General features: G+C 43.6%; 23 protein-coding genes and 1 riboswitch. Of the genes, 12 read left to right on the forward strand and 11 right to left on the reverse strand.

The window, feature by feature from the left end; genetic code table 11:
• Positions 1-176: 176 nt before the first annotated feature.
• From AB4507_RS02700 to AB4507_RS02720, 5 genes are all read left to right on the forward strand, one after another.
• On the forward strand, positions 177-1,739 hold the full coding sequence (locus AB4507_RS02700) for an arylsulfatase (RefSeq protein WP_017064704.1): 1,563 nt from the start codon (positions 177-179) through the stop codon (positions 1,737-1,739).
• A gap of 367 nt (positions 1,740-2,106) precedes the next feature.
• Positions 2,107-3,201 (forward strand): cytochrome-c peroxidase, encoded by a 1,095-nt coding sequence (locus AB4507_RS02705; RefSeq protein WP_372182190.1) that lies wholly within the window; start codon positions 2,107-2,109, stop codon positions 3,199-3,201.
• Positions 3,194-5,581 carry an ATP-binding protein gene (locus AB4507_RS02710; protein ID WP_372182191.1) on the forward strand — a complete coding sequence of 796 codons (2,388 nt, stop codon included), beginning with the start codon at positions 3,194-3,196 and terminating at the stop codon, positions 5,579-5,581. Before AB4507_RS02705 ends, AB4507_RS02710 begins: the two co-directional genes overlap by 8 nt.
• 13 nt (positions 5,582-5,594) lie before the next feature.
• A complete protein-coding gene (locus AB4507_RS02715; RefSeq protein WP_372182193.1) occupies positions 5,595-6,020 on the forward strand; it encodes a hypothetical protein in 426 nt (141 codons plus the stop codon).
• A gap of 106 nt (positions 6,021-6,126) precedes the next feature.
• Entirely contained in the window at positions 6,127-6,792 is a 666-nt protein-coding gene (locus tag AB4507_RS02720) for a DUF2057 family protein (protein ID WP_136982119.1), read from the forward strand.
• A gap of 179 nt (positions 6,793-6,971) precedes the next feature.
• Here AB4507_RS02720 and AB4507_RS02725 read toward each other — a convergent pair whose 3' ends face one another.
• The 3 genes from AB4507_RS02725 to AB4507_RS02735 all read right to left on the reverse strand — a co-directional run bounded on the left by AB4507_RS02725 (position 6,972) and on the right by AB4507_RS02735 (position 9,918).
• Positions 6,972-7,994 carry an adenosine deaminase gene (locus AB4507_RS02725; RefSeq protein WP_372182195.1) on the reverse strand — a complete coding sequence of 341 codons (1,023 nt, stop codon included), beginning with the start codon at positions 7,992-7,994 and terminating at the stop codon, positions 6,972-6,974.
• A gap of 90 nt (positions 7,995-8,084) precedes the next feature.
• Positions 8,085-8,184: riboswitch (purine riboswitch) on the reverse strand.
• Between the two features lie 86 nt (positions 8,185-8,270).
• Positions 8,271-8,765 (reverse strand): GNAT family N-acetyltransferase, encoded by a 495-nt coding sequence (locus AB4507_RS02730; protein WP_372182196.1) that lies wholly within the window; start codon positions 8,763-8,765, stop codon positions 8,271-8,273.
• A 166-nt stretch (positions 8,766-8,931) separates the two neighbouring features.
• Complete coding sequence (locus AB4507_RS02735; protein WP_061038370.1) at positions 8,932-9,918, reverse strand: DUF2860 family protein; 987 nt, start codon at positions 9,916-9,918, stop codon at positions 8,932-8,934.
• 221 nt (positions 9,919-10,139) lie between these two features.
• Between AB4507_RS02735 and AB4507_RS02740 the strand changes: the two genes are divergently transcribed.
• Complete coding sequence (locus AB4507_RS02740) at positions 10,140-10,637, forward strand: fasciclin domain-containing protein (protein ID WP_137000979.1); 498 nt, start codon at positions 10,140-10,142, stop codon at positions 10,635-10,637.
• Between the two features lie 127 nt (positions 10,638-10,764).
• Here the strand turns inward: AB4507_RS02740 and AB4507_RS02745 are convergent, their stop codons facing one another.
• The 6 genes from AB4507_RS02745 to AB4507_RS02770 form a co-directional block, all read right to left on the reverse strand.
• Complete coding sequence (locus AB4507_RS02745) at positions 10,765-11,061, reverse strand: hypothetical protein (protein ID WP_017064710.1); 297 nt, start codon at positions 11,059-11,061, stop codon at positions 10,765-10,767.
• Between the two features lie 131 nt (positions 11,062-11,192).
• Positions 11,193-11,450 carry a hypothetical protein gene (locus tag AB4507_RS02750; protein ID WP_048611086.1) on the reverse strand — a complete coding sequence of 86 codons (258 nt, stop codon included), beginning with the start codon at positions 11,448-11,450 and terminating at the stop codon, positions 11,193-11,195.
• A 165-nt stretch (positions 11,451-11,615) separates the two neighbouring features.
• A complete protein-coding gene (locus AB4507_RS02755) occupies positions 11,616-12,098 on the reverse strand; it encodes a GNAT family N-acetyltransferase (RefSeq protein WP_017064712.1) in 483 nt (160 codons plus the stop codon).
• 98 nt (positions 12,099-12,196) lie between these two features.
• Positions 12,197-12,511 (reverse strand): cupin domain-containing protein, encoded by a 315-nt coding sequence (locus AB4507_RS02760; RefSeq protein ID WP_017060022.1) that lies wholly within the window; start codon positions 12,509-12,511, stop codon positions 12,197-12,199.
• A 61-nt stretch (positions 12,512-12,572) separates the two neighbouring features.
• Positions 12,573-13,076, reverse strand: coding sequence for a YgjV family protein (locus tag AB4507_RS02765; protein WP_372182197.1), 504 nt, complete (start codon positions 13,074-13,076; stop codon positions 12,573-12,575).
• 123 nt (positions 13,077-13,199) lie between these two features.
• Positions 13,200-14,000, reverse strand: a complete 801-nt coding sequence (locus AB4507_RS02770; RefSeq protein ID WP_065584627.1) for a PhzF family phenazine biosynthesis protein — start codon at positions 13,998-14,000, stop codon at positions 13,200-13,202.
• Between the two features lie 587 nt (positions 14,001-14,587).
• On the opposite strand from AB4507_RS02770, the gene AB4507_RS02775 reads away from it, so the two are divergent.
• Both AB4507_RS02775 and AB4507_RS02780 read left to right on the forward strand, forming a co-directional pair.
• Entirely contained in the window at positions 14,588-15,619 is a 1,032-nt protein-coding gene (locus tag AB4507_RS02775; protein ID WP_102393763.1) for a PotD/PotF family extracellular solute-binding protein, read from the forward strand.
• A 3-nt stretch (positions 15,620-15,622) separates the two neighbouring features.
• Positions 15,623-18,055, forward strand: coding sequence for a putative bifunctional diguanylate cyclase/phosphodiesterase (locus tag AB4507_RS02780; RefSeq protein ID WP_372182198.1), 2,433 nt, complete (start codon positions 15,623-15,625; stop codon positions 18,053-18,055).
• A 230-nt stretch (positions 18,056-18,285) separates the two neighbouring features.
• Here the strand turns inward: AB4507_RS02780 and AB4507_RS02785 are convergent, their stop codons facing one another.
• Entirely contained in the window at positions 18,286-19,311 is a 1,026-nt protein-coding gene (locus AB4507_RS02785; protein ID WP_017069848.1) for a GGDEF domain-containing protein, read from the reverse strand.
• Between the two features lie 9 nt (positions 19,312-19,320).
• Positions 19,321-19,776, reverse strand: coding sequence for a hypothetical protein (locus AB4507_RS02790; protein ID WP_017069847.1), 456 nt, complete (start codon positions 19,774-19,776; stop codon positions 19,321-19,323).
• A 462-nt stretch (positions 19,777-20,238) separates the two neighbouring features.
• Between AB4507_RS02790 and AB4507_RS02795 the strand changes: the two genes are divergently transcribed.
• The 4 genes from AB4507_RS02795 to AB4507_RS02810 are packed head-to-tail and all read left to right on the forward strand — an operon-like array spanning position 20,239 to position 24,843.
• Positions 20,239-20,613, forward strand: a complete 375-nt coding sequence (locus AB4507_RS02795) for a cytochrome c (protein ID WP_029235248.1) — start codon at positions 20,239-20,241, stop codon at positions 20,611-20,613.
• 37 nt (positions 20,614-20,650) lie between these two features.
• The gene (gene ccoN, locus AB4507_RS02800; RefSeq protein ID WP_017069846.1) at positions 20,651-22,075 is read left to right on the forward strand and encodes a cytochrome-c oxidase, cbb3-type subunit I; all 1,425 of its coding nucleotides are present in this window, start codon (positions 20,651-20,653) and stop codon (positions 22,073-22,075) included.
• Complete coding sequence (locus tag AB4507_RS02805; RefSeq protein ID WP_017064719.1) at positions 22,076-22,690, forward strand: cbb3-type cytochrome c oxidase subunit II; 615 nt, start codon at positions 22,076-22,078, stop codon at positions 22,688-22,690. It begins immediately after the preceding gene.
• A complete protein-coding gene (locus tag AB4507_RS02810) occupies positions 22,687-24,843 on the forward strand; it encodes a c-type cytochrome (protein WP_372182199.1) in 2,157 nt (718 codons plus the stop codon). Before AB4507_RS02805 ends, AB4507_RS02810 begins: the two co-directional genes overlap by 4 nt.
• The last annotated feature ends 263 nt before the right edge of the window (positions 24,844-25,106 follow it).

Below are 25,106 nucleotides of genomic sequence, written 5' to 3' on the forward strand. Positions count from 1 at the left end.
AAACTAAGGCTTTATTCTACGTACCCACTGGAGCTGATATTAATCAATAGGTTACCTAAGCATCATAACGATTGGTTATAAGCACTATAAAAGGACGTAACGGAATTTTGAGAATAACATTTGCTCATCGATGCGTTGTTCTAACGCATTAATCTTAAAAGTGAATCGGAGTCCTTATGGGTACTAAAATTAATAAACTAGCATTAGGTGTTGGCTTATTAGCAGCTTCTTCAGCGGCAACAGCAGCGGAAAAACCGAATATTCTTGCTATCTGGGGTGATGACATTGGTGTTTTCAACATCAGTGCATACAACAACGGTATGATGGGTTACGAAACGCCAAACATTGACCGTATTGCGAATGAAGGCGCACTATTTACTGACCACTACGGTCAACAATCGTGTACTGCTGGTCGTGCTGCATTCCTAACAGGTCAAGAACCTTTCCGTACTGGTCTATTGACTATCGGCATGCCAGGTTCGGACCACGGTATCCCTGATTGGGCTCCAACGATCGCAGACCTTCTTAAAGAACAAGGCTACATGACAGCTCAGTTCGGTAAGAATCATATGGGTGACCAAGACAAACACCTTCCAACGAACCACGGCTTTGACCAGTTCTTCGGTAACCTATACCACTTAAATGCAGAAGAAGAGCCTGAAACATATTACTACCCTAAAGACCCAGAGTTCCGTAAGAACTACGGCCCTCGTGGTGTAATCAAGTCTACTGCTGACGGTAAGATTGAAGATACTGGCCCAATGACGCGTAAGCGTATGGAGCATGCGGATGAAGAGTTCCTAGAAGAATCTCTAGCATTCATGGAAAAAGCGGTAAAAGCTGACAAACCATTCTTCATCTGGCACAACACCACTCGTATGCACGTGTGGACTCGCCTACAAGAGAAATACCAAGGTAAGTCAGGTATCAGTATTTATGCTGATGGTATGTTAGAGCATGATGACCATGTTGGTGTGCTTCTAGACAAGCTGGATGAACTAAAAATCGCTGACAACACTATCGTAATTTACTCTACCGATAACGGTGCTGAAACGGTTTCTTGGCCTGATGGCGGCGCAACTTACTTCCACGGTGAGAAAGGTACAACTTACGAAGGTGGTATGCGTGTGCCTCAGCTAGTTCGCTGGCCTGGGACTATCAAACCTGGAACTAAAATCAACGATATCATGGGCCACCAAGACTGGATTCCTACTCTACTAGCAGCCGCTGGTGATGATAAAGTGGTTGAGAAGCTAGCATCTGACAAAGGTGCAACTTACAACGGTAAAAACTGGCGCGTACACCTAGATGGTTACAACTTCCTGCCTTACTTCCAAGGTAAAGAAGAGAAAGGCCCTCGTGACAGCATGCTTTACTTCTCTGCTAACGCTGAGCTAAACGCAGTACGTTGGAATGACTTCAAGATTTCGTTTGCTGTGATGGATGGTAACATTGTGGATGCAGTTCGTTTCCAACCAAACTGGCCTCAAGTTGTTCACCTACGTGCTGACCCATTCGAGAAAGCACCGCACGAGTCTGGTATGTACCTACGCTGGATGGCAGACAACATGTGGTTATTCGTTCCAGTAGGAAATCAGGTTCAAGAGTTTATGACGACGCTACCAGATTACCCTATGCAGAATAGCCAAGTACTGAACCCTGGTAACTTCAACCAGAATGCATACATGCTTCAAGGTAAACTTAAGCAATTAGAAGCGGCAGCAGCGCAAGCTAAATAAGCTTAGGCTTAGATAGGCGGTGTAGATTGTTCAAACTGTATAGATGTGTATTGCACTAAGATTGATAGTAAATACATAATCGAGTACGAAAGCCGTGATAACTCACTTGAGTTACCACGGCTTTTTTCGTTTAACGCCATTCGGCTTAAATTCAATTGAAAGAGCTTCATTCAATTCTGACTAAGATCTCCCGATCAATCCCCGCTAGACAACTACCTAAGCGATTTAATTTCTTACCACTTGTCTTGCAACATCAAGTATGCGCAACTAGGTTTATAAATAACACCTATCATTGGAAAGTGAAATGAAGGTGATATCAGAAGGATTCTGAATTGCCATAATTGTCAAAACTAGATGGACTAATGTTATGAAAACGCCATATTTAGCAGGAATAAGCATCACTGTCATTGTCGTTTCAGTCGCTATGCTAGTTTATGACGCGGCCTCTTCAAAAATGCACACCTCGTTCGAACACCAAGAAGATCACGCCCATGAAAGCGATCATGATGACTCTCACTCTTCAGGGCACTCCGCACATTCCGAAGAAAAGCACGCACATAAAACCGTCGCTTCAAGCCAACCCATATCCCCGATTCCAAACTCTCCCGAGATAAATCATGAACTGGCCAAAATTGGTTGGGTGCTATTTAAAGACCCGAACCTTTCTTCTAACCGCAGTGTGAGCTGTGAAAGTTGTCATAGCCTGCAAACCAACGGCGCAGAGGTGATTCCAGTTTCGATTGGCGTAAACGGCGCAGGGATGAGAAATTCACTCACCGTTTTTAACGCAGTCTTTAACTATCGGTTCTTCTGGGATGGTCGGGTGAATAATCTCGGCGATCAAATTGATGGCCCAGTGCACAACGTCGATGAAATGGATTCAAACTGGCAACATATTACGGATTATGTGTCTCAATCGAAAACTTACATCGACTTATTCCAAGAACAATCAACGCCCATTGACGAAGCTTCAATTAAGGCTGCTCTTATTGAATTTATGCAGGGTTTGACCACACCCAATGCCCCTTTCGACCTGTATTTACAAGGTGACAACGCAGCACTGTCTGAAACCGCCAAACGAGGTTGGGAAACTTTTCAAGAAGAAGGCTGTATTCGTTGCCACCAAGGTACCAACATTGGTGGAGGCATGGTGATGCGATTTGGTTACTTTGGGTTATCGAAAACAGGAGCCGAGCGAAGTGAAGACCAAGGTCGTTTTATGTTTACCGCTAAACCACAAGATAAGGATTTATTTCGTGTTGCGAGCTTAAGAAACGTGGCGATCACTGCACCCTATTTTCATGACGGGCAAACAGCCACACTCGAAGAAGCGATCAAAATAATGGGTGAAAGCCAACTCGGTAAAACGTTTGAAAAACAGACCATAAACGATATTAAAGTCTTCCTCGAATCCCTAACCGGTAACCGTCCTCAAATGTTAGTGGAGTTTGAAAATGAATAAGATCAGACTCATATTTCTACTGTTTGTATCGCTTTTCATCGGCTTAATTAGCTTTATTATGCTGACCTACTCCGAGCATGAAAAGGTCACCGAATATGGAGTGCCTATTCGGCAGTTAGGCCATGAAGTATTAGAAATGCGTGATCATATCACCAATGCAGCGCTTGCGGGTATTTCCAACCCTTATCAAATGTCTGCAGATTTGGTTGCTTTAGAAAGAGAGTTGCAACTACTCAGAGAAAGTTATCAAAGCGAGAATATTCACTCTACGTTCTTTAAACACTTACCGACAGCGCAATTATTGGATCGCTTTTACGATGCTTCAATGTCGAACTTAGATACGCTAGACAACCTAGTAGGACTTAGTGTGGCTCGTCAGTTTATTTTGCAATCTTTGACTCTACAACTCACAGAGAGCAACTCAACTGATGCTGAGATAAACAACGCAAATATCGACATTCAAAGCGCGCTTCTTGCGAGTGTGTTGGTTGGGGGAATCGAAATTAACCATTCAGGTGTTAACTCCGAGCTGGCGAACCTTTATAAAACGTTTACCGAACTCAACCAACAACAAAGTCAGCTGTTATCTCAAGTACTTTCAGCACACAGCATGGAGTATATTGAACATATTGAGCATGAGTTTACCGATCTGCAAGACCAACTTAAAAGTATCATCGTTAAGCTTATTATCGTTTTGGCGTTGCTGACTTTAGCGTTCTCATTCACCATGTTTATTTTTCGAGTCTTCGAACTCAAAAGAAACAACCTCTCCTATCAAGAAGCCGCAGACAAAGCAGAAAAAGCCAGCGAAGCAAAATCTCTCTTTCTCGCTACCATGAGCCACGAGTTACGCACCCCAATGAATGGCGTATTAGGCATCGCTCAGATAATCAAGGAGGATTCACACAGCGAGAATACTCGTAAACACGCCCAAATCATCATTGACTCTGGTCAGCATCTCGTCACCATATTGAATGACATTCTTGATTTTTCTAAGGTGGAGCAAGGCAAGATGGAGTTGGAATACAGCCCGTTCTCTGTCACCGACGTCGTGACACACCTTGATAAAACATTGACACCTCTTGCAGAAGACAAAGGCCTCGCTTTTATCATTAAAGATAACATTCCTACCAATATTCAGTTGATTGGTGACTCTGCACGTACACGTCAGATCTTATTTAATTTAGCAGGCAACGCAGTCAAGTTTACTGAGTCAGGAAAGGTTGAAGTGGAATTCTTGATTGCACCGACTACCCCACCAAGCGTGAATATATTAGTGACTGACACAGGTATTGGCATTGCAGAAGACAAAATCGACCATATATTTACCGCCTTTGAACAAGCCGAGCTTTCAACAACCCGTAAGTTTGGTGGCACAGGGTTAGGGCTTTCCATTGTTCAGCAGTTAGTCGAACTGATGGGCGGAACAATTAAGGTTTCCAGCCAGCTTGGTTTGGGCACTCAATTTAAGATCTCTTTGCCGTTAGAAATGCATGAGCTTGAAGAACAAGTCATCGACCAAACGCCAACCAAAACCAATGAGACTCTCGATGACTTCTCAGTATTGTTAGTCGAAGATAACAAGATCAACGCAATGGTGATTAGGAAGTTCTGTGAGTCGATAAACTTAACGGTTGAGAATGCCTACGACGGTTTACAGGCCTTAGATAAGTTGGCGTCAAACCAATATGACCTGATCATAATGGACAACCATATGCCCAACATGAACGGTATTGAAGCGATTCAAAAAATCCGTGGCGAACTCAAGCTGACTACGGTTGTTTTTGCATGTACCGCCGATGTATTCAAAGAGGCCCACGATGAATTCATCGAATCAGGCGCAGACTTTGTACTCACCAAACCGTTACAGAAAAACAGCTTACAAAACGCCATCAACGAGTTTCACCAACAGTTTGAGGTCAACCGCCATCACTCCGTTAACACACACAATCTTCCAAACAAGGAAAAAAGTAACATCACGATGTTAACGCGTCACCCTAAGAACAAATTGCCACTCACAGAGGAAGAACTGTCGCGTAGCCAATTTTTAACTAACGATGAGCTTAAAACAGACGAGAAACTCAAATGCTTAACTTCTCTCGTTGATGAGCTAGAAAACGAAATCGATGAGTTGATAGAGCTATTTTCGGATGCCAAGCAAGATGATCTATCCAGAACATTAAAGGCGGTTAAAGCGATTGCATCAAGGTATGAAATGAGTGAAGTATTCGAGCTCGCAACCGAAGCTGAGAAGGTAACGGAGAAGCACATCATGCCCGAGGCTGAATTACTTCAGCAACTCATCAATCGCTTGATAGTCAACAGCCATCAAGCAACACGATTAATACACAAACTCCATCAGCAACGAAAAACGGGGTAAAAGAAGGTGTCATATGATATGGAATGTAAATTTACCTAGCACTGGCCCACATTTATTCTTAGCACTCGGTGCCACAATCATTTTTGTGGTCGACTGTCATGTTCCTTTGGGCATTGCCATGGCCGTGCCCTACATAACGATAATCTTGCTCGCAGCCACAACGAAAGATCCACTATCAGCCGTGATGTGGGCTATTGGCTGCACCTTACTTACCTTATTGGGTTACTACTTATCTGGTAGCGGCAGCGAAACCTGGTTTGTCGCCTTCAACCGAGTCATTACCATCTATACCATTTGGGTGGCGGCAATTATTCCTATTTATATCTCTTTACCTTCTCCTCAAGCCTCACTGGACGTCGATGATGACGTGACAGAGGAAAGTTCAAGATCACGCCCTCACTCGCACAGAAACCATACAGTCGACACGTTCAAAAACTAGGCTTTGGTTAAGTTTCGGTGAATTTTTCCAAATCGAGACAAGGCAACTTGAAATACTTCTTTATGCATGCGAGTGTAGAACTACTCACCTAAATAACTGTATGACTATGAAAACATTACAATCCATTGCGCTGCTTTCGACAATTATCGCAGCACCACAAGTGTTAGCTGACGTAACAATTGAAGTTCCTTCTAGCGCAGATGCTTTAGTCGAAGTCTTAGCTGTAAATGAAGCTAAACCCGATCTTGACGGTGGTTTCTTCTCTTCGAGCAAAACGATCACCGTTCCAGATGGCGTAAACCAAATCGTTTTCAAATATCAACTGGCTTTCAGCCAAGGTAACGACCGAGAGTTTGTCGATAGCGATACCATTATTGCTACTTTTGATGCTACAGACACAGCATTGACGTTTGACATGCCTAAGTTCCGTAACACCAACGAAGCGAAAAAAGGCCTTCAAAACTTAGATTGGAAACTGGTTGATAAAAACCAAAATGCAATCAGTGTTAAGCAAGACAAACTTATCAAAGATGGCATGCAGATTGGTCGTAAGTACCCACAAGAAGCGAAGGAGTACAACCAGAAAGGCGGCATCGCTGCACTTAAAGTAGGTGCTAGCGCGGGCGTAGCAGCTGCTGTCGCACAACCGGTAACGCTTCCAGCAAAGATTGACGGAAATGCAGCAAATACAGCTGAAGAGATGCTCTATTTCTGGTACGAAAAAGCGGATGCTGAAACCAAGCAGAAATTCAAAGACTACGTGAACAAGTAGCTCAATGAGCTTAATTTAAAAATGAAAGAAGCTGGCAAACTGCCAGCTTCTTTTTTGTCTTCATCTAGATGATTTAGGCTTATAGAGATTAAGCAGACTCAGTCGATAACACTTTACCATCCACTTTAGTTGGCCATCCTAGCGCTTTATACTCAGCTGCTAGTAAATGGGCACAGCGGCTAGAAATTCTGGTCAAAATCAGCTTTAGCTAAGTAACCTTGAACAAGCTCTCGATATTGCTGCTTCAATGGCGCTTCAATAAAGCTCGCGTCTATCGCATTCAAACTAAACAGCGCTAACTCCTGATGCGTCATCTCATGAGCTTTGCTCACCGCATTAAAGTTATCCGACATGTAACCACCAAAATAAGCAGGGTCATCCGAGTTAATCGTTACAGCCACACCCTTTCTGAGCAGTTCGACAATGTTGTGGTCTTCCATCACATCGAATACACGCAATTTAATATTCGACAGTGGGCACACCGTCAGTGGCATTTTGGTTTCAATCAGCTCTTCGATTAGAGCTTCGTCTGTCATGCACTGGACACCATGATCCACTCGGCTCACGCTGAGCATTTCAATCGCATCGACAATATTTTGAGCAGGCCCTTCTTCTCCTGCATGCGCCACCGTTAAGAAACCTGCTTGTTTTGCTTGTTGGAATACACGCTTGAACTTCTCTGGTGGGTGTCCTAATTCGGAAGAATCAAGCCCAACCCCGACGATCTTGTCTTGATGCTGCAACACATCGGCGAACGTTTGAATGGCGCTCTCTTCAGATAAATGGCGCAGAAAACATGCGATGATTTGAGATGTGATGCCCAACTCTTTATGACCCTGTTCAAGCGCACGATGAATGCCGTTAATAGCGGTGTCGAATGCAATGCCACGATCGGTATGTGTCTGAGGGTCAAAGAAAATTTCAGTATGGATAACATTGTCGGCTTTACAGCGTTCTAGATAAGCCCATGTTAAGTCGTAGAAATCCTGTTCTGTGCGCAGTGCATCAGCACCTTGATAATAGATATCCAGAAATGACTGTAAATCATCAAATTCGTATGCGCGTCTTAGCTGCTCTGGGGACGAATAAGGCAGATCAATGCCGTTGCGTTGAGCAAGTTGGAAAAGTAACTCAGGTTCGAGCGAACCTTCAATGTGTAAATGCAACTCTACTTTTGGGAGCCCTTGAATAAATGCGTTCATATTTCACCTACTATGGATTTTAGGTGTGCACTTACTCTGAATAATAGACAGGAGGTTTTCTTGAACGCCATTACAAAGAGTAAGAACACAATTGTGATCTAAACCCTTCGTAATCAGCACTTTGCGGGAGCTGGTAGAGACCCCCAAACCATATCATTGGGGTTATACGAAGCAAACGGTTGCTACTATACAGAGTTCAGTGTGAATTTCACTAATCAATTACTTAGTAACATAGTAAAAACCGATTTGTATAGCAGGAACCCGTTTAGCTCGATATCAACGATAATCTGGTCGAATTCTCGACATCAGTAACATATCGATATACTTACCCGCTTTGAATGTACTCAGCCTTTTCGCGCCTTCTAACTGAAAACCCACTCGTTCATATAAAGCAATCGCGGAGTGGTTATCTGCATGAACCTCTAACTCAAGACGCACGAGGTTTAGCCAATTATCGGCTTGATTGATCGCTTCTAGCATTAAAGCCTTACCGACCCCTTTACCATGCATATCCGGGTGAATAGCAATACCAAGACCAGCGCAATGTCTGTCTCTCACCTTGGTGGTCATGAATAAAGTAATGTGGCCCACTACTTTACCGGATACTTCCGCAACCAGAGTGAAATGGTCTGAATGGCCAAACAGTCGCTCCACTTGATCAGAACTAAGATAAGGCTTTTGTGAGGTATTTTCTGAAACTGACGAGTGTCGATAAATATCAAAAATATCTTGGTTATCGGTGGGTTCAAGATGTCTAATTTGTATTTCCAAAGCGCTTCCTTATCATATTATTTTTGTCCATAAGCTAATTTTCATATTACGGATAGCAACGGGCACCTACAACCTTTAAAGATGTAAGTGCCCGAAATAATTAAATAAATAGAAAGACTGAACTTTAACTTCTGCTTTGATGAGTATTTTTAACATAGTGTGAATATCAGAATTTATAATCCACACCCACACTCGCTAATACTTGCTCGGAGTTATAGAAATCGGTATTAGAATCTATGCTTCTTAAGCCCAATAAAGTAATGAATGCCCAATCTTTATAGCCCATCAAACCACCAAACTCATACGCTAAAAAAGCACCGTATTCGTTCTCTTCACGCGCTTTTCCATAGATTGGGTTCGCTTCATCGTACTGACGATCATGTGCATCCAACGTGACAACAAAACCGTGGCGGCCAATCTTCTTGGCGTAGTTTAATTCAATACCGTAACTATCAAAGCTAAACGCTCCGCCTTCCGCATCAGAGTGGAAATACACCATGGATGGAACGAACACACCCGCTTGGTTAGCTAAGATGAAAGGGTATCCTGCTTTGGCATACACATAGGTTCGTTCCCTATTAAGCAGTGCTATCTCTTCAGCAGATAGCCCCAATGAAGTCCCAGACAGCTCATCATCAACGTCGGACTCACCAATCGCGAAATCCGTTCGAAAGCCAGTGCCGCCTATGTTGGTCATTTGCAATCGCCCAACATTACCTTTTAAATCGGTTTCGTTTCGATTAACACCAACCGCGTAAGGATCAGACCAAGCCTTACCCGAGACAAGCGTAGGAAGAACAGAAAAATCCAATATGGTGCCACCAGAAAGTTGATATCGATAACCGATCTCAAACGCAATGGTACCTGTTGCAATATCCTCTCGTGTTGTACCCGCATACACTTGGTGAGTCAGCGATTCGCCAAAAGTATATTGAACAGTACCCAAAAAGCCGAGTAGCCCTTGGTTTTCACTCTCCCCTTCCTGGGTGTTGGTGGCTTGATTCGAATCTTGTTCAGTACTCAAATTACTACTGTCAGAGTAGAAACCGGCCAATACACTGAAGTTACCGCTGAAGCCTTCACTTGGAGCAAGGCCACTGTATGCAGGCATTGAAGCCAATGCAGAAAAGACTACTGGTAAAACAAACCTCATATTCACATCCATTACTTGAATAATCACCAAATAACTATAAGCATCAAATAACTATAAGCATCAAAATGGAATTGTAACAAGCATTTAACAATATAAGTTTATTCGCTTGACGCTGTCGATATCGCTAACCATTCACTCAAAGACACAACAAATTGATCTATCACGATTGTGCTTTCGTAATACCTCTCGAAAATAACGGACAAAACTCAAAGGAAGACAATATGTTTAATAAATTAATCAAAACCATGTCAGTGCTAGTTGCGACGCTTCTTTTTACGGCTTTTGCTCACGCTGACCACCACGGAATGAAGAAAGATATCGTTGACGTGGCGGCTGAAAACGGCTCTTTCAACACCTTGGTAGCAGCGGTAAAAGCGGCAGGCTTAGTTGAAACATTGAAAGGTGACGGTCCCTTCACAGTGTTTGCGCCAACGGATGAAGCGTTCGCTTCGCTACCAGAAGGAACGGTTGATATGCTGTTGAAGCCAGAAAACAAAGACAAGCTGATTGCAGTACTGACCTATCATGTGGTGCCAGGGAAAATAATGGCGTCTGAAGTGATGAAACTTGATAGTGCCGTAACAGTGCAAGGCGAAGCGGTAATGGTAGGAATTGATCACGGCAACGTGATGATCAACAAAGCGCAGGTCGTGATGGCAGATGTTGAAGCAAGCAATGGTGTTATCCATGTGATTGATGCTGTATTACTGCCTAAATAATAAAGATGAACACAAATCAAAGGTTCTTAGAGGGTGTGACAGGTTCACACCCTTTTGACGTTTAAATACCAAGTTAAGATCGGTATCAAACTAGCCAAGCCTGCCTTGATATAAGCAAGAACCCGGATTACATAAACAAGCGCCCGAATATCAGAAAGGCCGCCATCGATACCACCTTCGTGAAGACCACTACCCAGATGCAGTCACCAATACTAGAGTGCGTCGCTTTCCCGAGTAAGAACACAAACAGAATCAACCCTAACACCCAGCCCACTGTCGGAATCAATGACACCAGAGCAACAATTACAGCAATAGTAAGAAGGGATTTAAAATCTGCGACCACGAATGACATTTTAGAGGCGATATACATACAACATGCGGTGATTAATGCGTCCATCACAAACGCTAAAGCTTCAATACCCACTTTTCTTCCTTCACTGAAATTAGTTGAAGTGGATATTATCTCTAAAGTGATGATTTTTCTTGAAGAAGAGAACCAAAAACAGGTGAAAACTGTATCAAAAATGAGATTACCGTTCGCCTGAAGGCATAGGTTTATTTGCTCGAGTCTTCTAAGCCTTTGACCAGTGCTTCAGACCGAGTCTGATTTGCTTTTTGATAGGCATCAAAGCCATCTTCGCGTTTACCTCCGAACAAACAAAGAAACGAGTTAATGACGAATGAAAAAAATGAGATGACGACAACAAAGAGAGGAAATAACCCCGACACCCCAGCATCTAAGGCAAGAACGCCAACAGCGAAGGACAACATCGACACCAATGTATATAGTTTAGATCTACTCACATGACTCATGAACAACACTCCTTGTATTCATTCAATGTTTAGATTAGACAAATTATCTTGCACACAATTTGAACTCATCGACAATATCAATAGATCAGAAAAAGTTATCCTTAATAAGGTTCATTAATATTTCAAACTCGGTTTCTGTATCCCTAAGAACACGAGTCCGCCTTTTCAGCTGCCTTGTCCATCTTCAACTATCTTTTCCATCACGTAATTGGTCAGCTTTACGCCACGCATTTCGACTTCCTGTTCATTTACTACCTTAAAGCCAAGGTGCTCATAAAAAGGCCTTGCGGTAATACTTACTTCAGAGAAATATCTCGATACGCCACGAACTCGACCCACAGTGAAAACATGTTCCATCAACGCTTTCCCGACACCCTTCCCTTGATATTCGTGGTGACAGAAAAAGTGATCAATCAAGCCGTTAGGTTGCAGGTCAGTATAGCCAACAACGCAGCCATCGAGCTCAGCCACAAAGGGTTGTAACCCATTCATACGCTTTTGCCATAACGCAAAGTCAAAGCTACTGGGTGCCCAAGCTTCGACTTGCTGTTGAGAATAATCTCGAACATTCACGTTACGTACGGTATGAAAGAAGATCTCCCACAGTGCTTTGTCATCACTCGCTTGATAGTTTCGAATTCTAACCACAACATACTCCTTTTTGTCTTAAGTCCTTTCTGAGGTGCAAATAAACAGCTGAATCAGCAAGCTTTATAACCTAACAGCCTCAGCTTTAGAGCAAGATATCAACGATAAAACACAGCGAGCCAGATCGTCACCGTATCTTTATCTGTGCCAATAACCTTGTGCTTTTCTCTCGCAGCAATATTGGTGTAATCCCCTTTAGACAAGGTAACAACGCGTCCATCTTCAAACTCGATGACGCCTTGACCTTCTATCACCATCACCCATTCATTCTCATCTTGATCATACCAACCCTCTTCCGGGGAGCTGTGTCCATGCGACAATATTCTTTCAATTCGAACACTGTCGTTGGCAATCAGGTCATTGAATATTTCATTGGGTATTGATGAAGGAACATCATTGTAAATGTTTGGCATCAAGCTCTCCTAGCTAGTATTGAATTGATTAATAATTTGGGCCTTAGCTTCAGTTGTAAACCTAAGCAGTGGCACTCTTTCTGAAGTAAAAACGGTAATAGCCCACCAAGTTACTGCAGATAAACAGCGCCTCCATAACAACCGCTGTTGGCGAACCAACTAAATAATTGTGAACCAACCAAAAGCTGGTTCCGATGATCATCAATTCTCTTAATCGACGGTCATCTTTATTGAAGGCAGCAAAGGTCTGAAATACGGAGGCAAAGCAACTCAATATGCTGGTCAGCCCTGAGTAAGTCACTGCGGTTGCGACCACCGACATCGAAGAAAACAAATATTTAAACTTAGACGAGGTAGAAAATACGCTCGTCAAATAGCGAATCGTGGCAATCGTCATTAAGCTCGCCGCTGTCCATTGTTCAAGAAGGATAAAGTGACTCGAAATAAGAACGCCAGCAAAGAACAGACAAGTGACGATTTTCTTCCTTTCCTTGAATTGGAATGACAGAAGATCAAAACAAATGACTATCGCGACTAATACTTGGGAAAGATAAAAGGCAGACACGGTGATTCCTTCAATAATAACATTCCGCCCTAGCCGCTTCTTTCACGGTGAATAATCGAATAAAACATACTAGGCGGTTACAACAAAACAGAGCAAACAGCGCTCTAAAGCTTCTATAAAAATCTAAAGCTTCAACACACCACTAATCACAGTGGTCGCAGAGCCGATTAACTTTATTCGCCCATTAGCCAATAATTCAGTCGACATATAGCCACCACGACGAGACGCCTGATAAGCACTGAAACTGCTTTTGTTGAGCTTTTCTGCCCAGTGTTGCGTCAATGCGCAATGTGCCGAGCCAGTCACAGGATCTTCATTAACCCCAACCCAAGGTGCAAAGTAGCGAGAAACAAAATCAAGTTCCGTATTTGCTGCCAACGCTGTCACCACTACACCTCGCCCTTGAATACCTTTTAACGCATCAAAGTTTGGTGAAAGCTCCAATAACACTTGTTCGTTGGAAACTTCGATTAACTGCTTAGAGTCAAATTCTCTGAATGAAACTACTTGATGCGGATCTAAACCTAGGTGTTCAAGCAGCGTGAGGTTGGGTTCAGAACGCAATGATAGCTGTGTACTAGGAAAATCAAGCTCGATAGACGATTCACAAACGGCGGCAGATAATTCCCCAGATAAGGTGTTAAACACGACCTTATCACCTGTCTCAAGCAGTCCTTGTTCTTTCATCACATGAACCGTTGCCAGTGTGCCATGTCCACACAGCTTCACTTCGACTTCGGGAGTGAACCATTTAAGCGTCATAGTGTTAAGCGCGAGAAAAGCCGTTTCAGATACCGCCATCTCTTCAGCGATTGAAAACATTAATGACTCATCCAACGGCTCTTTGGAGATACAGACCCCGGCAGGGTTCCCTTTAAACGCTTGAGTTGTAAACGAATCTACTTGATATATCTCTAAATCCACAATGGCTCCTAAATGCACAACATTTCCCAAACCGGCAATCATGGCTCGTTGGGACATAACCTAGATATTGCTGCCCACAATAAGCACAATCACCTTGTGCTACAAGTCTTTAGCAACAACTTTATCGATACTTATTGAGAAACGAAACAAATGATAAACAAAACGTTATAGAAGTGTTTTTAGGGATAAAAGAACATTGAACATAAGAGTAAATCGCGATGGAAAAACAAAGGAATAACGACGATTAATACGAGCGAAAACCCGAAAAAGGTAATCACCGCATCATTATTTAATGCTTAATATTTGCATAATAACTTGTAAGAATGGATATTATGATGAATATTAATTTAAATAATCCATTCACGGACAATAAACTGGAATACGTACTTGTGTTGAATACGATACGACGGAGTCATCCTTGCCTCACACGATAAAGGTTCGGTATCAAGTAGGAGTAGCAAGTTGCTATTTGCATGAAATGCATGAAGTTGAAGTTGAAGTTGAAGTTAAATTAAGTGCCTAAATTTGAATCATGTCGCAAATTTTGGGCTACGATTTAGTTATCACGTACGAAAGGGAATCCGTCAGTGAAAGCGTTTTGCGTATCAATACTTGCGTCAACATCCTTTTTGGCTAGCCCTGTATTTGGCCAGCAGCATGATATTTATCTCTACAATTGGGATGAATTTTTATCTGACAGCGTCGTTACCCAGTTGAGTGATACCTACGGCATCTCACTAAAGCAGCAATATTTTTCTGACGAGTCCATTCGTGATGAAGTGCTATTGAGTGAACGACGAGGTGCGTTTGAATTGGTTGTCATTGAAAGTATTAAACTGAAAGCGCTGGCTAAACAGAACTTATTCCACAACCTGAGCGACTTGCAGCAATCCCTTTCAAGCAACTTTGACTCAAGATGGGTGGATGGGTGTGGCGAATATGGAATCCCCTACGCTTGGGGGACATCCGGCATCTTATACCGAAGCGGAAAAGTTGAGACTCCCAAGTCTTGGGGCGCTCTTCTAGACCCTGAAACCAAAACCAGCGGCCGAATCAGCATGTATTATGAGCCTACGGATTTGGTGAGTGCTGCGCTTCTGATGAATCAATTTGAGCCGTTTACCAACAACGAACAAGAACTTCGAGTCGCTTACAAAACGCTACAAGCACAGAAGCCTCACCTTGAAAGTAATGAATACGTTGTCGATTATATTCGTCATCCCGAACACTTAGCCAACATCGACCTCGCCTACGGATACTCAGGTGACAGCTATGTGCTTAATGATGCCGAACCTGAGGCATCTTGGGCCTACACAGTACCTCTAGAAGGAACAACCTTATGGTTAGAGTGTATGGCTGCAATTAACAACGGAGAGCGATCTCCACAGGCAACCACGATTCTCTCCTTCTTATCGCAACCCGAAATCGCCGCTCAAAACGCAATGGATTCATGGTTTGCAACGCCAAGTTCAAAAGCAAAAGCACTCACTTCTCAGGAGTATCAAAACGATCCCGAGCTTTTCCCGAATAAAGAAGTATTAGATCGCAGCTACCTTTATCAGCCGTTAGAACCGAGTAGCATTCAAATTCGCAATCGTATTGTCGACAGTTTGAGATAACTCATGCCAGTATTGAAGAAGCTCTATTTTGTACTTTTACCAACGCTGACATTTGTGCTCCTGATAGCAGGAATCGTGATGTACAACTTCGCATCAAATCATGCTAAGCACATGTATTTGGACAAGGTGCAATCTGATGTGAACACCGCTTTAGTCGCGGCGGAATACGAGCAGCTCGGCTTGTCCTTACTAGTTAAAGATATCGGTTCTTCGTTGCAGTTCCTCCGCTACATTCAAAATCCTGGCGACTACACGACTCTATCGCTATTGGAAAAACGAGTACTCCGAGTCTTAAGCCAGAATCACGTCAATCAATTTGGGCAACGCAATGTTTATATCGTGGACCCTAAGTTCAAATTAACGCTTTCGACTCTCAGAGCCGATCCTTTCGAGGGGCTAAAGATCCCTGACAAGATTTACGAAAGAGTCTTCGATATATACACCTCGTTAATAAGCAAAAATGAACTCTCCTACGAAGGCTTCTCTTATATCTCGATCAGTGGAGAGCTCAGATACTCGTATGTTGCAGCAATTGACCCTTACCTCCTTCCTCAAGACAAACGTGCAAGTAACAGTTTAAATCGCTACATCTTGATTGCTGACGGGCCTCTGATGCAACTCTCTAGCCTGCTAATCAAATACAATGACGATGACAATATTCAGTTCTTAATCGAGCCATCCTCAGACGCTGCCAACATTGAAAATACCCAACTCGTTATCAAATCAATTGAGCAAACCCAAGATAATATCAATGTGCAGATGACCAGCCGACATCTCATCGCGCAAGTAAATATTCGAGAACAAAAGTTCAACCATGAGAAAGCCATCATCGCTAAACAAACCTTGTTAGGTGGCTTTGGTACTCTCTTTACGATCATGTTGATCGTACATTTAGTGGTACGTTACCAACTCGTGCGACCGCTTAAAGACTTACTTCAAGAGATATCGATCGGCGGGCTCAAACTTAGATACTTCAAACGCTCATCAGGGCAAAGTGAAATTGATGGTTTAAAGAACGCGTACATAGACTCATTAACAGAGTTGAAGTTCGAAGCCGAATTCGACCAACTCACCAAGCTAGCTAACCGACGCTCTTTCATCAGACACCTTGATGTACGACTAAAAAGCTCGATGAGCCCACACTGCTATGTGGTTTGTTGGGACATCATCGATTTTCGTAAAATTAACGATCTCTACGGGGCAAAAGTTGGTGATAATGTACTGATAAGCTTAGCTAAAGCACTGAAAGAGACACTACAAAACCAACAAGCCTCTTTGGGCTTTAGTTGCAGTGATTACTCTTTAGCCAGACTGGGAGGGAATCAGTTTATCGCGATCTTGGAGATGGGTAAGAACCAAGTGATAAACGAAGAAATTGAGAACATCAACAATACGCTGACCGGCACCACCTTCCTTGACTACTATGGGTTTCGATTATCACTCGCAACAGGTGTTTTACCGCTCGACACGCCAAAGTTCGATGAGATTTGGCACCGATGCATCGATGAAATGTTAGCTAATGCGAAGTCTCATAGTGATGGCGAAAGTCGTATTGTTTATGGCGAAGAGTTGTTACATACCTTGGAACGCCATGACGTTGTAGAGAAAAGACTCTTAGAGTGCTGCGAAAGTGACAACTTTGAACTTCGCTTTATGCCTATTTTTAACGCCAAGACACTTCAGATAGATGGCGCGGAGTGCCTGATTCGTTGCCCAGCCTTATTCGATATCGATGCGGGACCAGAAGAATTTATCCCAGTTGCAGAAAAGAGTAACCTTATTGCCAGGCTCGACATGTGGGTCATTGGCACCGCGATCAAAAGCTATAAAGAGCTTTCAGAACTTCATAAATACAAGGGCACTCTGTCAATTAATATCTCGGCGATGGAGCTCTACAACCGTAATTTTGCCGACAACATCCGTAAAGTACTCGAACGTTATCAAGTGCCACCTGGCAACATTATTATAGAGATTACCGAGACCAGTTACGTGAAAAGTACCAAGCTTACGGTGCAGACTATCGAGAGCCTCAGAAGCTTAGGTTTAAAGGTCTCCCTTGACGATTTTGGTACGGGCTACACAGCGTTTAACCAACTTCTCCACTACCCTGTGGATGAGCTCAAAATTGATAAGAGCTTTATCGATAACATGGTAGACGACAAGGCCGACCGCAAGATGGTCGAATCTATGGTTAACTTAGGCCACTCTTGTGACACGCTAGTCGTCGGAGAAGGTGTTGAGTCGATAGAACAGTATCATTACCTCAGAAAAGCCAACTGTAACCTAATACAAGGCTACTTCTTCAGTCAGCCACTCACTTATCTGGAATTCATCGAGTTTGTTCGAAACCATAACCCGCAAGCAATTTTAAACCCGCAGTCTGTTAGCAGTTCGAGATCTAACGAGCGAATCGTTGCACTCACTCAAAAGCAGTAACCTTAAACCTAAACCTAAACCTCAAAGCCTCTCTTCCTATTCAAGCGCGGAAAGCCACTATAGCTATAACTAGTAGTAGAACTATCTTCATCAGAGCAGGAGCTCTCTATTGGCTGCACATTGAATGAGGAGGCAAATAAAGAATGGCAAAAGCCATGATAGTGAAGCGGGAGAATGGTGAGCGTACAGTCAACAAAACCTAATGATCTAACTTATCGCTGATGCGGGGATTAACTCTGCATCGTCGTTAGTAGCTCCATCATATCTTTAGAGCTGATGTTCTTCTTATGCCTGACTACAGCGTCAATCATCAATTCTAAATTCCCCGCAGAGATATAATCCTTAAGCACGTCATTGAATTTTTCCTGTATCTCATCACTTGTGTACAATTGCTCAGGAATGAAGAATAGAAACTGACTGCCACTACTACGAAACGAGATAGTACTTTCCGGTACCTTTGCCGTCAGGGACTTAGCAGCTGAACTCACCACCAAGTCTCCATATTCAAGTCCATACTTTTGGTTTATCTCACTAAGGTTTCTGATTCTTACAAAGTAAAGGTCGAAATTACCGTTTGTTGGATAGCTGTTCTTAACAAACTGCATGAGCGAGACTCGATTGCGAAAGCCAGTAATGAAGTCGGTAGAATGAAGTTTTCGTTTGATTGCAAAGTCGACGTAAAAAATCGCTCCTGTCACAAGCAGTAGCAACACCAGAAATACGCTGCTTATCTGATGCATCATCACCAACTTGTCGACCATTGTGGTGTTTTCTTCAATAACCGGGCTTTGAAGTCGAAACTTTTCGTTAATAAATTCGACCAGCGTGTTGTAACAAATATCAATTTTCTTCTGCAGTGATTCCTTAGGCAAAGCGCCTTGATTCACCAACTTAATTGAGGATTCTAACGACTTAAACTTTTCAAACTCTGCGGTAAAGTACGGTTTAAAGTTTGCTGAGCGAATAAAATTGGACGATTCAGTGCTGTTGATCAGAATATCAAAACGACTCCAAGTAATGTCATATGCCAACCAAAGTTCATCATAATCGATCGTCTTTGCGTGGCTAACCATCAAGAAGTTTGCATACTCTTTGACGAGTTGAAAAACAAACCAAGTGGCCTCATTTTGGCGGTTAGAAAAGCTCTTGTTGATGTCATTAATTCGAGTGACACTGTAGATATTGACGGATAGAACAACCACGGCCAAAGACAAAACAACGACTTTGATTGCGGCCATAGACAACAGCTTCTTCATAATTAGCCTCTACAGGTGAATATCACGAATCTGCCAAATCATCTTGGCATGGAAATCAGGGGTATTGGTTTCAGGGTTCGCAGAGATTGGGTAAATCAACCAAAACGGGCCTTTCTCTCTCACAGACATAAACTCCCCATTCTTTTTAATCGCAATGATGGGTTCATAGGTATCAAAATCTTCTTTGGGCACCGCAATTTTATAGTCATTCAATGCTACGAAAGTGACTTGTGATGATATCGGTAGATCCATATTTTCAAGCACCGTTTGTAACGTCACACCACTATAAACGGTCAGACCCTCGACCCAAGGCAAGGTGGTAGTAATTTCTTTTTGAGGAAGTGACAGGAGTTGCTCTCTACTAAAACCATGCTTTTGCCCGGAGTGGTCGAAAACCGTTAACTCTGAGGCTGCAAAAATCGAAAACGAGCAAAGCCAAAGCATCAACAAGAATACAGTTCTCATTCTAAACTCCATTTAAAAAGGTCACTAATTTGAGTCTAGTATAAATTGACCATTTAACTTGTACCGATACCACTCAGATTGATTGGTATCGCTTTATCCCTAATGCCCCTACACCTCGCTGTTTTTCAATAACTTCGCCGTTTCTCTGTCTCTTCCATCACCGCTCTCGTTCAGCACTCCCTACCCGCTTGACGTATTCCTTCTCAACCGTCTAGTAACAAAAACTCGTATTTTACTCTGCGTAAGTAAACCAATAAGCCCTATGAATACGTATGAAACAACAAAATTAACAATAAATATGAGTAAGTCAGTAGCGAGAATGCTGGTTGCTGCATAACCTTTAATCGAACGTAAGCAGCTTTAAGAGACTTAATAACGAGTTCCAGTCGTTTCTACTTCACCAGTTGATCTCGTGTATTGATCTTAGAAAGCTTACTCATTTCATAATCAAGGGAATCGAGAATGAGTTTGAATATAAAAAAATTTAACCCCATGGCGACACTTTCTACCCTAGTAATGACGCTGGTCATGTTTCCTGTTTCTGCTGAAGTTAATCAAGAACAATTCGAATTAGGTAAACAAAAAGCTAAAGTGTGTATGACCTGTCATGGCGCTGATGGCATCTCAACACAAGATCCCTACCCGAACCTTCGCGGTCAAAAAGTGGGTTATCTCATCTCTTCATTGAAAGATTACCAGACTCGAGAAAGAACCAGTGGCTTAGCGATTCTCATGCAACAACAAGCCGACACGCTCTCAGACCAAGACATCCGTGACATTTCCTATTTCTATTCTGTGCTCGGCAACGAAGCAGGCTCGCTCAGCGATTCAAATTAAGTCAGCGATTCAAAACCTCTAGGCAAGGAGCCTTGTTATGGAACAAGTGACAACGCAATACAGCATTAAGGTCGTGAAGTACTTCATCATTGCATCCTTAGTGTGGGCGATTGTAGGTATGATCATCGGCGTGATTCTCGCCGCGCAATTATATTGGCCAGTCTTAAACTTTGATTCTCAGTATTTCCAATTTGGTCGACTGCGTCCGCTACATACCTCTGGAGTAATTTACGGCTTCGTCGTGAATATCTTGATGGGGACGTCTTTGTACATTGCCCAGCGAACAGGCCATTGTGACTTGTTCAACAAAAGCCTTTCATGGATGGTATTTTGGGGCTGGCAATTCATCCTGTTACTTGCGGTCATTTCCTTACCCGCAGGCCACACTACCTCAAAAGAGTATGCGGAGCTTGAATGGCCAATCGACTTGATGATTGTGTTGGTTTGGGTGCTGTACGCGGTGTTGTTCTTTGGCACCCTTGCTAAACGAAAGGTCAGCCATATCTTTGTGGCTAACTGGTTCTTTGCTGCATTCATTATCGTCGTTGCAATGATTTTCATCGTGAACAACCTCGCGATGCCTGTGTTGGCGATGAAGTCCTACTCTGTGTTTGCAGGCGCTCAAGATGCGATTGTTCAATGGTGGTGGGGACATAATGCCGTCGGTTTCTTGCTGACCGCTGGTGTGATTGGTATGAACTACTATTTCATACCCAAAGCGGCGGATCGACCTATCTACTCGTACCGTTTGTCTGTGATCCATTTCTGGGGCTTGGTCGGCTTTTACACGTGGGCCGGAACGCACCATTTGGTTTATTCTTCTGTTCCCATCTGGATTCAGAACATCGGCATCGTTATGTCTTTGATCCTGTGGCTCCCTTCTTGGGCAGGCGCGTTCAATAGCGCAATGACCCTCCTACAAAATAAAGAAAAGCTGAAGTCCGACTACATTCTTTTATTCTTTTTCTCAGCGATTCTTTACTACTGCTTGGCAACATTCGAAGGTCCGCTACTCGCTATTCGCTGGTTCAACATGGTGGCACACAACACCGAATGGATCATCGGACACGTACATTCCGCGGCTCTCGGATGGGTTGGGATGTCAGGGATAGCGGTTTTTTACTACTTCATTCCTCGCTTATGGGGCCAAACCGATCTATGGTCACGACGACTGATTAAATGGCACTTTTGGCTTGCTCATGCTGGCGTCGCCATCTATGCAATAGCACTTTGGATCGCAGGCATCGGCGAGGGATATATGTGGCTCGCTCAAAATGAAAATGGCGAACTGATTTACAGTTTTGTAGAAGCTATGGACTTTAAAGCACCTTGGCTATTCATGCGTTTCTTTGGTGGCGCGCTGTTTGTACTTGGATTGTTCTTAATGGCTTTCAACTTGTACAAAACGGTTCGTATGCCCGTAACAAATGATGCTAAACACACTGTTAATGAAGGAGCTTAAATGATGAGTAAAGACTTTACACATTCAATCGTCATTTTAATTTTGACCACTGTTGTCGTGGCCTCCTTCTCTTTATTGGTCTGGGTAGTGCCAAGCATTGTCCGTGGCGATGATATTGCCAAAGGCAGCTTAGCGATGCCTCTCACACCGATTGAGTTAGCAGGCCGAGACATATACATCAGTGAAGGCTGCCATGTTTGTCACACACAAATGGTTCGCCCTCTAGAGCCAGAAGTGAAGCGTAATGGTCGCCCGAACCAAGAAGCAGACGATATCTATGAGTTTCCTAACTTGTGGGGCTCTAAACGTACTGGTCCTGACCTCACTAACTTAGGTAGAAAGTATTCTGACCAATGGCATGCTATTCACTTAATTGACCCTCGAAAAGTCGTACCGACCTCGATCATGCCCTCTTACCCGTGGCTATTTGAGCAGACTCTGACTGGCGATGATATTAGCGCCAAAATGGAAGTGTTACGTACCTTAGGTGTGCCTTATACCGATCAAGAAATTGGTGATGCCCGTTTGCAAGTAAGAGGCAAAACCAAAGGTGAAGCTCTGATTCGCTATTTACAAAGCCTGGGTAAAGATACGTCACAGGAGGTATCACAATGAGCACATTCTGGAATCTATGGGCGGTACTCTTAACCTTAATATTCTTTGTTCTGATGGTGTCTGTTGTCGTTAAATACTGGCGTAGCAATCACAAGGCCGATCACGACCACACCATTGGCACCTTTGATGGTATTGAAGAGAAAGATGCGCCTCCACCTAAGCTGTTATTTATCGGTTATGCAGTGGCATTTCTTTTGTCTGCGGGTTATTTGGTGCTCTACCCCGGGCTTGGAGAATGGGAAGGCTTAGTCGATTGGGAACAAAGCGACGATAAGCTCAGTTCACCATCCACCACTCTCAATGAGCAATTTGCACAAACCAGCGAAACCACGTTAGAGGGATTAGCTGCTGTCCCAGAGATCGTGAACAGCGGTAGGATTCTATTCCAAACTCACTGTGCCGCTTGTCACCGCGATAATGCACAAGGTCAGAAACACTTCCCTAATCTTATCGACCAAGAATGGTTATACGGCGGCAGTGATGAAGCTGTGATCCATTCGATTGCCAAAGGGCGAAATGGAGCGATGCCGGGTTGGAGTGAAATCATGCGCCCAGACGAGGTGGCAAAAGTCTCCTACTATCTAGCCTCCCTCAACCAACGTCATACCGATGTGCCGGAGATTAAAGTCGAGCTCGGAAAAACCTTGTTCGTCCAATACTGTTCGTCTTGTCATGCCGATGGTGCTGTCGCTAACCCAGCGATTGGCGTACCTGATCTTTCCGATGATATCTGGCTTCACGGAGGGAGTATTGAAGAGATTCAGCACACCATCAATTACGGTTTGAACAACCTAATGCCTGCGTTTGATGAGCAGCTCAGTGAGAACGAGATACTCGCGCTTGGGGCTTATATCCGACACGCTGGTGACGTAGAGCAACAACGGCTCGCGAGTTTGAAAGCATCATCTGTTGAGCGCGGAGAATATCTCGCTTATGCCGGTGACTGTGTGGCTTGTCATAGTGCAGAAGGTGGCGAACCCTTTGCTGGCGGCCTACCCTTTGTCACCCCCTTCGGCACCGTGTATTCAACCAACATAACGCCACACACTACCGAAGGTATTGGGACTTATGACTTCGATGATTTCCGAGCGGCGTTAGTCGCAGGTAAAGGCAAGAATGGTTACCTGTACCCTGCAATGCCTTACACCTCCTATCAATACCTCACCGACCAAGACATGGTGGATTTATGGGAATACATGCAGTCAATCACCGCCGTGCCGCGACGCAATGATGACAACAGCATGATGTTTCCATCCAATATTCGCTTAGGTTTGCTTGGCTGGAACATCGTATTCATGGATACCGACCCTATTGATTATGAAGTGCCAGAGGAACTCAAAGGAGAAATTGAGAATGTCGATAAGTGGCAACAAGGCAAATATTGGGTCGCAGGACTTGGTCACTGTTCGGAGTGCCATACACCTCGAAATATTGCCCAAGCACTGATACCAGAACGTATTTTCCAAGGTAACTTGATCGACGGTTGGAACGCGCCTGATATTACAGCCAATGAGCTCTATATCGATGGTTGGGATGAAGCAACACTCACAGACTTTTTACACACAGGACATTCAGACAAAGGCACCGCTTTTGCGGGTATGGCTGATGTAGTGAAAAACAGCCTAAGCTTGATGACGCGTGAAGATATTGAGTCGATGTCCTATTACCTACTCAGTGGGGACATCAACAACACCATTGCCAGTGATGCCGTTCAGTTACAGCCTAAAGGGTTTGATGAAGCTGCGTATGCCAGTGAAATCTACACCACGTATCGTCAAACCTGTGGGGCCTGTCATGGTGACGATGGTAAAGGTCGCGATCCAATCGCCCCTACTCTGTTGAACAACGGTATTATCATGCACAGCGACCCATTCAATACCATTGCGGTAACGGTGCGCGGCTTGCAACCCACCTATCTCGACAAAGACAGAAATTTCATGCCAATGGCAAGTTTTGAGGATGTACTGTCGGATCAACGCTTAGCTGAGTTAATCACGTTTGTGCGTTTAAACCTTGGCGACAGAAATGAACCGGTCACGGCTGAGCATGTTCGAGAGGTAAGAGAAACACTTGAAGCAGCAGGCTATGCAGGTGGATTACACACCACACCTGAAATGTACGAAAATCGAGATAAGAACATTAACATACGATAGGCGCTGTAGCTGTGCGTAGCCGATTGGCTCAATAAACAGCGAACAGCACGTAACTTTTATCTTTGCTAACAAGCCAAAAGGAGACCACTGTGTCTCCTTTTCTTTTGCCCAAACCCGAGTTCCGACACTTTGCCGTACAACACAATTGTAACTAACTGATTACACAATTAAGCAGAGCTGCACATAATGCGATCAATCTCGCAGAACAAAGATGATACCAAGTGCATAATATGCAAAATTTTCTAAAGATGTACTAAGGACAG

Origin of the sequence: Vibrio sp. 10N.222.54.A3 (assembly GCF_041474095.1) — a bacterium.
GTDB classification, from domain to species: Bacteria; Pseudomonadota; Gammaproteobacteria; order Enterobacterales; family Vibrionaceae; genus Vibrio; species Vibrio crassostreae_C.